Below are 10,456 nucleotides of genomic sequence, written 5' to 3'. Positions count from 1 at the left end.
TGATAAGGAATACCGTCGACAAAAATGTTAAAATATTTCAAAACTCTTGGTAAAACAGGGATAGTCATTAAAAAATCTCCTCTAGGTAATCATTGATGATTTGTGAACGGAAGGTGATGTGTTCTGCTGGTGTTGTGGGCGTGAACTCTACATTGAAATAGACTCTGCCATCTTCAATAGCACTTGCTGTGTTAAGCTCTAGATCTGGTGTACAGCGTCCGCCAAGAATGGCGCCTTGCGCTTTTAAATCACGCAAATAAGCATTGACGCTTTCACTCACATCATTCAGATAGGTCTTTTTGATATTGCGGTCGACCGCCCACAGATGTCCGCGTAAAATAGCATCATTAATCATATCTGCAGTGCGTACCACGGATAAAAAGGCAAATTTTGTATCGCTTGAAAGGGTGCGATTGCCCCAGAGGCGATAGCCGTTTTCTCGAATAATGGTTGTGATATTTTGTTCGTTAAGAAGGTTAGCGCGACTTGCGCGATCACCAATAGAAAAATCAATGGGGCGCGCAGTTCCTACAATTCCATTGATCACTTTATTAGAAGGGGAATGCCAAAAGCCATTGGCAAAATCATTTTTGGCAATGACTCCAGCAACTGCTGCACTTGCTGGCTCTTCTAAGATCTTGCCATTGCGATTGACCTTTACAAATGGATCAATGAGAAGGGCGCGTTTTGAATCAAAATCCTTTGCTGCGCTAAGGGTTGCTTCATCTGTTGTGTTGGGGGCATCAAGCACCACAATGGCGCGCAAACGCTCGGCAATGCCAATCAATTCTGCTGCAACGGGGTTAGAGGTTGTACTGCTCTCAGTTTTGGCACTATCGCTCGTTCCATTCTCTTCAATATTCACACTGGAAGGGCGTTGATGGGTAAAGCCTGGCGCAATCAGAATACGTGGTGTTTGTCCCACAACAGATTGCGCTCCAATGAAAGCATGAACACCTTCATAGGCACCATGTTCGTTCACACCACCTAGAATATTGCTGAGTGTTGCGTTTTCATTGTCTCCTTCTTTTACACGGATAACAACAACAATTGCTCCCACTTGCTTGAAAATAAGATCAAGAGCATTGGGCAAAGTGCCACGTCGTTTGCCTGTTGTATCCAATTTTGCAGCTTGTGAAAGAGAGCCTGCGATCAAAACCGGTGTATTAAGAGGAAAGGCTTGTTCATCGGCATCGGGTGCTGTGCCAATAATTCCGATAACGCCAGACTGAACTGCACGAAGGGGGCGTGTGCCGTCATCAACCTCGACGACTTCAACACCGTGTAGAAAACCTGTTGCCATTTTATGCTCCTTTAAAATAGTGGCGAATGAAGTGAAGATGAAAAAATGAGAGATGAAGAGCTGTGTTTTCAATGCTCGGCATCCAAAGATGAAATTAATAAAAATATCAAAAGTATCTTGACATTATTTGTGTAATCTGTATTTTCGAATCAGGTGCCTAGAAAACACCTTAAAATACCAAGCGGATTGGTTGCCGAAATAACTAATCTTCTAAACATTAAAGATTTTGACTCATTGTATGCTGTAGCATATAACAGTCTTGTCGGGTGTGGTTATGCTATACAATACCCTTTTGGGGAAAGTATAACGACGGACTTGGTACCGTGTTTTCTAGCGCCCGGCACTCTTTATAGAGTGTCAATAGAAAACCTCTATTACCAAGGAGTTCATCATGAACACTCTTATAGAAATTAAAGAAAGCGCTACTAATGGTGCTTCTTCTCAGACTATGTCTAGTCGCGAGATTGCTGAGTTATGTGGTAAACAACATAAGCATGTTATGCGTGACATTAAGCAAATGTTGGGAGAATTACACTCTGAAAGTACTGAGCCCAAATTTGGGCTGAGTGAATTTACAGGATTCTACAAGGATTCAACAGGTCGCCTTCTCCCTTGTTATAACCTTCCCAAACGTGAATGTTTAATTCTCGTATCTGGTTACAGTACTGCTTTACGAGCAAAAATAATTGACCGCTGGCAAGAATTGGAAAATCAAGTCGCGGTTCCACAAGTTGACTATTCCAAACCAGAAGCATTACTTGGTGTCTTAAATCACCTACAAAGTCAAATCGAGCAGAAAGATCATGTTATCGCAAAATTAGCTCCAAAAGCAGAAGCTTTAGAAGGCTTAAAACGTTCTGATGGTTTGTTTGGTCTTATTGAAGCAGCAAAGATGTTAGAGGTGCGACCAAAGGATTTAACCGATTACTTGCGCAAACACGATTGGGTCTATCGACGTGCTCCAGGGGCGCCTCTGTTGCCTTATCAAGATAAAATCAAGAAAGGTTTTATGGATTGTCCTGCGATTACCATTCAAAGACCCGATGGTACAGAAAAGGTACTGCCTTCAACGAAAATCACATCCAGAGGATTGGCATGTTTAAGAGAGCAAATCCATGGAGGTGTACAATGAATACCAGTATCGACTTTTTATGCGATTTATGGATAGCATTGTTTCAATTTTCTAATGATGAAAATATTAACGAAAAAGAGTGTACAGCTCTAGTTGACATCATGAGTCTAGTAGAAAAGGTTTTAGTTTTAAAACTCCAAAATGACGTGCCCAATATTGTTAAAATTCTAGCAGTTCTAACAGATTTTGGTTCTTCAGAACTACCACATCGTATGGATTCTTTGTTGCGTGCTTACGAACCCAATTTAGACAGCCCCATTAAAAAGGTTGCTTAATTAGAAAAACATAACCTCTCTTCCCTGCTTTTAGGTGGGGAAGGGTTGAGTAGATTCCCTTAAAGAAGCTTATTCCAATTACAAAAGTGCGTTTTTTCTCCAGCGTGTTGTAAAACATCTTTACATAATACATATTATACATACAATACGTATTATCTATTAAAGGGCTGTACTGATGAAAAAATATAGTTTTACAGATGTAAATCGCGGGGCAGGTGATATTTTAGACGAAGCGATGTCAACGCCTGTTGCTTTAACGAAGCGGGGACGTGAAAAGATTATTATGCTTCCCGTTGATTTATATCATGAATTAATAAAAGCGCGTTCTCACGCACAGTCTTTTTCCTATGCAGATGCACCTCAATCTATATTAGATGATTTAGATCGTGGTTTAGATGACATTTTAAATAGTGATGAACATGTTTAAAGCAGGGGATGTTGTTCGATATTATTATTTATGGCACAAACAAGCACAAAAAGGTGAACATTCAGGGCGGAAATTTCGTCCTTCGTGTGTTATGGTCAAAACTGAAAAGCATCTTTTTTTATTTCCTATCACTTCTCAAGAACCTCATGATTTGCAGTATAGTTTAAAGGTCCCTGAGATAGAATGTCAGCGTGCGGGTTTGCAAAAGCAATCTTGGGTACGTGTTGATGAATTTAATGTTGTTCCTTGCGAATCTTTGTTTGACTTTGAAGATTTGAAACCACAAGGGCGTTTTAGCCTTGCTTTCATGCGTAAAATTGCAGTTAAAATTAAAGAAGTTAAAGCAATAAAATCACTTAAAAAAGTTTCTAGAGACTGAGTAATATACTTAAACAGTGTGGAGCACCGGAACTTTGCTAACATCTGTTTCACGCTCTGCATGCCAAGCATCATAATTGGCTTGCATACGTAACCATATGCCTGCTCCATTCCCAAACATCTTTCCAAGACAAGCCGAAAGAGAAGGGGAGATAGGGTTTTTTGCAATTAATTTTAAAACTATTACAATCTAAATAGTATGACATCAATATTGTGTAATTTAAAGAAATTTAAGAAATGAACATCAAGCCCATTCGCACTGAAAAAGATTATCAAGAAGCCTTAGAAATTGTATCTGCACTGTTTGATAATCAACCTCAAGAGAACACTCCAGAATTTGATCAAATGGAGGCTCTTGTATTATTAATTGAAGCGTATGAAGCCGAACACTATCCTGTTTCTCCTCCTCATGCGTAAAGAGAAATACAAACTTATGAAGGGGATAAATTTGCACGTTAACATCAAGGATTTTCCAACTGCACCAAAGACTGTCTGATCAAATATTGCTAAAAACTCAGATTTCTTGCCATTTTTCATAAAGCGAATACGAAGTTTAAATTCTATTGTCATTTTGCTCTCCAAATCAATGAAGAGACAATAACAACCATCACCATGCTCCATAAGACTGACAGTGTCAGTCAAAAAAGCCCTTTAAAAGGGCTTTAAAAGAACGATAAAAGGACAAATCATACAAAGACCGCTTATACAATAGGCATCCATTTGATTTGCGCTCTCTTTGGTTTTGTATTTATTCTTTCCATAATCTTATAAGAACGGCACCATCAGCACCAGCACCACTTGAACGATCAGTCCCATGAGAACCAGCACCTCCACCTCCAAAACCACGCCCTGCTTTTCCTGAACTATAGGAACCTTGTCCAGTTCCTCCAGAGCCACCCCTTGATGTATCACCCCCAGCATCCCCGCCATTACCACTTATCTTGCCAGTAATTCCATCCGTTCCAGCATAACCATTGCCACCTTTAGCAATTCCTGGATGTTCGTCTGTTGCTAAACCAAAATTTCCTCCCACGCCTCCAGCACCACCAGAACCTGAATAGATGGAAGTCGTACTACCACCAAATCCCGAGTGAGAGATACGAGCGTCAGCTCCCCCACCACCCTTTCCTCCGGTAGCCGACATAAAATTTTTGCCAACGGTTGTTGTTTCTCCAGGCTTACCGCTTACAAAATTCTTTGCAATAGAAGCCCCTCCTTTACCAATAATGATATTCTCATGACCATTTAAACTGACTTTATAGCCATACCACACCGAGCAACCGCCTCCACCACCACCTCCTCCTAATCCTATCCCAAACGCTCTACCACCACTACCTCCACCACCCCAGGCTGTAATTTCGACTTTGGTTTTATCCGTGACCCAATCGGGCCACTGAATTTTGCCATCTTGCGTATAGAGCAATTCAGCATCAGCAAGAGCCGTCCAATTCGTGATTTTATCGATCAAATCTTTTTTAAGACTCTTTATCCCTGCCAAGATGGCAGCATCCACTTGCGCCTTGGTATAAACAACATCACCATCGACTTTTAAAGGTCCTTTAAGTAAGCTTCCGCTTGTACTTAAACTGGTGACCACTTTATTGTTATGGGTAGTAATATTCAATGATGAGTTTCCCAACAGTTCCAAACCGCCACTCATGGTGACTTTGTTGGTAAATTTGTTGTAACTTTGCCATTCATTGGCTTGTTTTAAGCGCCCATAGCTGGTCAGATCTTCATTGATCTTGGCTCTAAAATCATCAAGCCCCACGATATCTTCTGTTTTATGTTGATGGGTGCCTAACAAAGAGATGGCACTGCCAAAGGTAAAATTATTATTGCCTGATTTATAAAGCACATAGTTATTTGCGGCATCTTTTGCCCCCTCGATATCGCTTAAATCGGCAAAAGTGAAGGTTCTATCGGCTGCCATCTTGCCATTAAGAGCGCTTTCTAAACCTGTCACATCACTGATTGTATGGGCGTGTTGTAAGGGTGCTTTTTGGTTTATCTTTTCCTCAACAGTTATAAGAGCTTGATCTAGTTTACCCAAGTTTTCACGTAAAATGGGGAATTCAGAACTGATAAAACGCCCTTCTTGAGGCAATTCCATGTCGAGTTTTTTGGTTTTAGTCATTTCTCATTCTCCCATCATATGATGCCGGCGCCAAAATCACACACCATAGAGCGTGCAGCAGGTCCACCAGTAAGGGTGAGTTTAAGGCGCGCTTGTCGTGCTGTTTTGTCACCACTGATAAATTTACGCTCTGTCCAGAGAGGCTCCGATAACTGTTCTGTCTCATCCAGTTTTAAAGGGACAAAGGTACCATCATCCAGTTGCATCTCGAGGGTAAATGAAGAACCACCTGGCAAAAAGCTTTTGATATAGCTCGTTAACCTTGCCTTTTCCCCAAAGGCAAAAGCCCTCGTGACATAGGTTGCTGTTTTATGAATTTTTCCTGCAATCAACTGAACCGGAGCAAATAAGACCGGCGAGAGTTTCTCTGTACCTTTAAGAATGGCGCGAAGCTTGACTTTTTCATTGATATATTCGGTCAGACTAAGCAATTGAAAGGGTAGCAGTTGATAAACTGTACCGTTGTTTCTTTCAATTTCAAAGATGACAGAACAATCGCTTGAAGGCAATTCAATGGCTGCACGGATTTGTAAATCAGAGCAGTCCACAAGATCAAAGGTGCCTAAATCCACCGTTTTTTCTGTTTTGATGTAGCGGGCGGCCAACACCCGAAATGCCAAGGCTTCATCTTGGTGCGCTGTCCAGCTCTGCGCATTAACAGAGGAAAAGCGTGGACCCGTCACATAAGGATGACTTGAAACATATCTTTGGTGCTCTTTATCAAAATCTCCAAGTTTGGCGAGAGAAACAGAATGATCTCCATCATCAGTTTTAAGCACAAAGGCAGTGAGACGATCATCGGGCACTAACAAAGGAACAGCGTAGCGTGCACTCGCCCAGCCGGTTTTGGCACCCTTCATGGAATAGGATGTTTGGGCTTGAATATCAGCCGTGGGATAGCCGTTTTCGGTAGTGACCAAATCAATGACGAGATCATGGGCTTGATTGCCTATTTTACAAAGATGGAAATCAATCCCAGTGATTTGCCGTGTTTCATCGGGGGTAAAGACTTGGGCTTGCGGGTCGACTTGTGTCCAGATTTTTACGGTGGTGGTGCGTCGCATCACCTTCACATCAATCACCCCTTGACCGGTAAAAAGCCCTGTTGCTGTTGTTCCACCTTTCCCTCGTGCGATCATATTTTTTGTCCCGGCGGGAATGTTTGGAGGAATCTTGAACCTCCCTTCAAGGGTGCCTTTGCTATCGGCAACAAGACGGCTTTTGGGTAAGACATTCACGCCATCAAAGGTAAGACTGTCCAAGATTTCGCCACTGCCAAAACCTTCAATCTTAAAGTTCAACGGAATTTGTCTTAAAAAATCGATTTGCTCCCTTGTTGTATTCACCAAATCATCACTGATTTCTGTCTTAACGATACTTCTCCCACGGTTCCAGCCCATATTGAGTTGATTGGTCACACCAGAGAGCCAATCAGTGCGTTCAACATGCCAAAAATCTGTTGCAGGGGTCAGGGTGACTGTACCAGGGAGAGGCGCAAAATTTTGATAAGGATTGATTTTTTCGCAAGCGGTTGTCAATTCTTGCGCAATGATCACTTCATTGGTCCAGTCAAGGGTGACAGGGGCGTTCAAGGGGGCAGTATAAAATGTTGGATCAATAGCAAGCTGTAAAATGCCACTGCCAACAGCCCCTGTTTGTTCAAAACCTTCATCTCTGTAACTGTCATCGAGAAAAGGGTCTGCAAACATGCCTTTTTTGGCAACAGGCTCTTTAGAGTCAACATTGCTTTTAATGCGCTCTAATTGCATGAGGCGGTCAAGGGAGAGTACGCGTTGAAAATAGCGCCACATCTCATCATAGGGGGCAACACGTGTGCCATCATTTTTCACATGCGGTACATCAAGCCAGTTATTGGTAATGGTGGCAAGGGAGAGCACATCTTCAGGAACACTAGGTGCCATGGGTTGGTCTGCCGAAACCCCTTTGATATAGACAACATCACCTCCTGTATTCAGTCCAATACGGTCAATGCGGGGGAGTTTGTAAGAGTAATTCACAATAATATCACCGCTCGTCGCACCTCCTGAAACAGTGATTTCTTGTGCTGTAACTTTATCAGCCTTCACACTTGCGCGGTAACGGTAAGTCACCATATAGCTGCTTCCAGGAAGCGGTTCATCCCCCACAGGTGCCCAATCAATGGTGTCACCGGTCTTTTTAAAGTCCTTGCCTTCTTTAAATTCTTTACTTCCTTGCACAATTTTAAGAAAAGCAGTGATACTTTTATCGGGAACGCCGTCACGCCCAGATGTAATAGCCCCGCGGGTCACGTTAACGGTTTTTTCTTTCGTCAATAAAATGGAATGAACATCGGCAATGGGTGCATAATAGGTTTTAAAGGTAAAGCTTTTTTCTTGGTTTTTTGGTGTAAAAATATGAGTTTCACTAGGAACTTCGCTTGTTGAAAAGTCTTCCATCTCTTCATGGCGCAAAGCGGCTAAGCGTTTGCGTTTAAAACCATTGATATTGGCTTCTCCCTCTTGGATACTGAAGATTTGTTTTTGTCCCTCTTGCCCCAAAGCTGTGACACGGCAACCATTCACGATATAATGCCCATGGGCGCGATCATACGTCGCAATGGCTTGCATGGCGGGTTCAAGTAGTGAGGGTGATTTTTGATCAATGAGAACACCATCTTGTAAAATATAGACCGGAAAAAATGTACCTTCTTGCCCATCATCTTTGAGAGCCCAGACAAGTTTTGCCACCTCACGGGCGGCACCAGGCTCTCCTTCTGCTAAAGACCCCGGAACTTGCCCCAAGAGCTGTGGATCATCTTCATGAGTTAGCCAGCTTTTTTGAAGCTTAACACCGATTTCTATCCGTCCAACCATGGCAACATTCTCTAAAACGGCATTTGAAACAGGAAAGATATCGCCGGAGATATAAATCTTGCCCTCTGTCAACGTGACAGTTTGCTTATCTTTATTGACAAAGGCGTCCGCCCGTTCAACGCGGTCTCCTTCTTGTGCCACAAGGCGCCCCAAACGATTATGGCGCCCCCTTATGATGGTTTGAACTTCATTGAGTTCTCCCGCTTGAAGAAAAGGGCGCTGTCCATAAAACACAACGCTTTGTTGTTCCTCGCTGCCAACAGATCTGTCAATTGCAAAGGGTAAGCCACTTTCATGCTTCATATTAAAACCTCAATAAAATCTTGAATTGTTCGCGAACATCTGCGCGCAAAGGAATATTGATCGGTGTTTTAAGGATCTCCACACCCCCATTTAGTTCATCATTCCCTAGCCAAAGTTTGCCAGGAGGTGTCTGCTCTGCCACAGAGCCATGAACGAGGAGGGAAATGGAGGCGGCATGTTTGTCTTCAACATCCCCAAAATCGGTGCGCGCTGCAAGAAACAACATGGTGCCAGTTTTCGAGGGCTTAAATCTGTTGCCACAATGGCTATAAACACCCTCCAAAGCTGGTTCAACAGGCGCTACAGCATAGCATCGGCGAAACCCAATTAGAGCATTGTCTGGATCTCTTAAAGCAAGATAAAGGGAACGGTTTTGGAACCATTCTGCCATTAATATATCGCGTTCGTGCTTTTTGACCGAACACCAAGGAAAATTTGCCAACTCCCAGGGATAATCAAGTTTCTCCCAACTTAACTCCTCATCGAAATCATCAATCCAGTTACCAATCAATGTGCCTTCTTCTTTTGTGAGAACGTGGTTGATTTCTGTTGTGCGTCCAAAGGAAAACAGTGTATCTCCAGTTGTTACGCGGATGCCGCTCTCAAAATCCAGCATGCTGTCATCAAGCCTTGACATATTGGCTTGTATAGCCCCCACATCATAACCAATGACACCGCGGCGAAAATCAGAGCGCAAGCTTTTGGAAAGGTCGACAATGGCTTCAATAGACTCAAGATTACCTCGTTCAGGCAAGTGGTCAAATTCGAGTTGAAAGGAATTCCACCATGCACGCTCTGTCCACGCGGGTATGAATTGTGCAGAAAGTCCAAGCCATCGAAGACCCATATCAATTGCAGCTACAGAGCCACGTATCCGCTGCCATTGGAGACCTTGGTCAAGAAGATCATAGAGATTTGGAACATAAGGGGTAAGTTCTCCAAGCCCATATTCTTCAATCAACCATGGCAAGAAACGGGGAGGGCGTGTGATCAGTTTAGAGCGTGAAATCCCCAAAACAGAACCATCAACATCTTGATGAAAATCGCAAACATCAGCAAGGCGCCTTTCAAATTCCGTTGCATTTGTTGGGAGTAAAGTACCACCCATTAGCGCGCCCGCCCTTTAAAGTTTAAGGTAACCTTGCCAATGGATAATACTTCCTCATCACAAACAGCATTATCCGTTGTAGGTTCAACGGCAATGACTTTTTGCACACCAGGAATCATCAGTTTAGAAATCCACCACGAGAGGCTTAATTCGCGCCCAAGAGCTTGTTCTTGTTTCCAAGCGGTACGTAAGTTGGCTTCCATTTGGGTTAAAACCGTCAGTGCCGTTTCTGGTAACAGCCAAACATCTGCTGTTAAGTCCACAACTTTTGCAACAGCCGCATGCACAAGAATAGTATCATTGGTCATGATGACATTTTTATCGTGAAGAGCTTGTGAGACTTTGTCTAGCAAGTCTTGGCTTGCGGTTTCTTCTTCATTGTTGCCAAAAATGGCAACATGAATGGTTGGATTTTTCCCCTTTCGATAAATAATGGCATCTTTCACGCGGTTATCTGCGGATAAAGCAATAAATTTGTAATAAGGTTCTGTTCCACTGCCTTTGCCACTGCGGGTATGAAGTCTTATGCGTTCGCGGT

Annotated in this window: 9 protein-coding genes and 3 pseudogenes; 5 read left to right on the top strand and 7 right to left on the bottom strand. The window is 42.9% G+C overall.

Annotated features, from left to right (window positions below; all coding sequences use genetic code 11):
• Both FS875_RS10675 and FS875_RS08570 read right to left on the bottom strand, forming a co-directional pair.
• Nucleotides 1-68: pseudogene (locus tag FS875_RS10675) on the bottom strand (phage major tail tube protein); the annotation flags it as partial.
• Entirely contained in the window at nt 68-1,303 is a 1,236-nt protein-coding gene (locus FS875_RS08570) for a phage tail sheath subtilisin-like domain-containing protein (protein WP_144755672.1), read from the bottom strand. The pseudogene FS875_RS10675 and the gene FS875_RS08570, both read right to left, overlap by 1 nt.
• 391 nt (nt 1,304-1,694) lie before the next feature.
• Here FS875_RS08570 and FS875_RS08560 point away from each other — a divergent pair, with 391 nt between their 5' ends.
• The 4 genes from FS875_RS08560 (at nt 1,695) to FS875_RS08545 (ending at nt 3,516) form a co-directional block, all read left to right on the top strand.
• The gene (locus tag FS875_RS08560; protein WP_144755669.1) at nt 1,695-2,435 is read left to right on the top strand and encodes a phage regulatory protein/antirepressor Ant; all 741 of its coding nucleotides are present in this window, start codon (nt 1,695-1,697) and stop codon (nt 2,433-2,435) included.
• Nucleotides 2,432-2,710, top strand: a complete 279-nt coding sequence (locus FS875_RS08555; protein ID WP_144755666.1) for a hypothetical protein — start codon at nt 2,432-2,434, stop codon at nt 2,708-2,710. The genes FS875_RS08560 and FS875_RS08555 overlap by 4 nt, the downstream gene beginning before the upstream one ends.
• A gap of 175 nt (nt 2,711-2,885) precedes the next feature.
• Nucleotides 2,886-3,137: a type II toxin-antitoxin system Phd/YefM family antitoxin gene (locus FS875_RS08550; protein WP_144755663.1), complete on the top strand. Its 252-nt coding sequence runs from the start codon at nt 2,886-2,888 to the stop codon at nt 3,135-3,137.
• Complete coding sequence (locus FS875_RS08545) at nt 3,130-3,516, top strand: hypothetical protein (protein WP_144755661.1); 387 nt, start codon at nt 3,130-3,132, stop codon at nt 3,514-3,516. Before FS875_RS08550 ends, FS875_RS08545 begins: the two co-directional genes overlap by 8 nt.
• Nucleotides 3,517-3,525: 9 nt before the next feature.
• Here FS875_RS08545 and FS875_RS08540 read toward each other — a convergent pair.
• A pseudogene (locus tag FS875_RS08540) lies at nt 3,526-3,687 on the bottom strand (helix-turn-helix transcriptional regulator); the annotation flags it as partial.
• A 65-nt stretch (nt 3,688-3,752) separates the two neighbouring features.
• Between FS875_RS08540 and FS875_RS08535 the strand changes: the two are divergent.
• Nucleotides 3,753-3,932: a helix-turn-helix domain-containing protein gene (locus FS875_RS08535; RefSeq protein WP_144755658.1), complete on the top strand. Its 180-nt coding sequence runs from the start codon at nt 3,753-3,755 to the stop codon at nt 3,930-3,932.
• A 331-nt stretch (nt 3,933-4,263) separates the two neighbouring features.
• Here FS875_RS08535 and FS875_RS08525 read toward each other — a convergent pair whose 3' ends face one another.
• The 4 genes and pseudogenes from FS875_RS08525 to FS875_RS08510 all read right to left on the bottom strand — a co-directional run.
• A complete protein-coding gene (locus FS875_RS08525) occupies nt 4,264-5,652 on the bottom strand; it encodes a Bgr_08870 family protein (protein WP_144755655.1) in 1,389 nt (462 codons plus the stop codon).
• A 14-nt stretch (nt 5,653-5,666) separates the two neighbouring features.
• On the bottom strand, nt 5,667-8,810 hold the full coding sequence (locus FS875_RS08520) for a DUF4815 domain-containing protein (RefSeq protein ID WP_144755652.1): 3,144 nt from the start codon (nt 8,808-8,810) through the stop codon (nt 5,667-5,669).
• Between the two features lies 1 nt (nt 8,811).
• Nucleotides 8,812-9,918: a phage tail protein gene (locus FS875_RS08515; protein WP_144755648.1), complete on the bottom strand. Its 1,107-nt coding sequence runs from the start codon at nt 9,916-9,918 to the stop codon at nt 8,812-8,814.
• Nucleotides 9,918-10,456, bottom strand: a pseudogene (locus FS875_RS08510) (baseplate J/gp47 family protein); the annotation flags it as partial. The pseudogene FS875_RS08510 and the gene FS875_RS08515, both read right to left, overlap by 1 nt.

Source organism: Bartonella saheliensis (assembly GCF_902162175.1).
The sequence above is the reverse complement of the archived record's forward strand: the minus strand, read 5'-3'. Positions and strand labels throughout refer to the sequence as shown.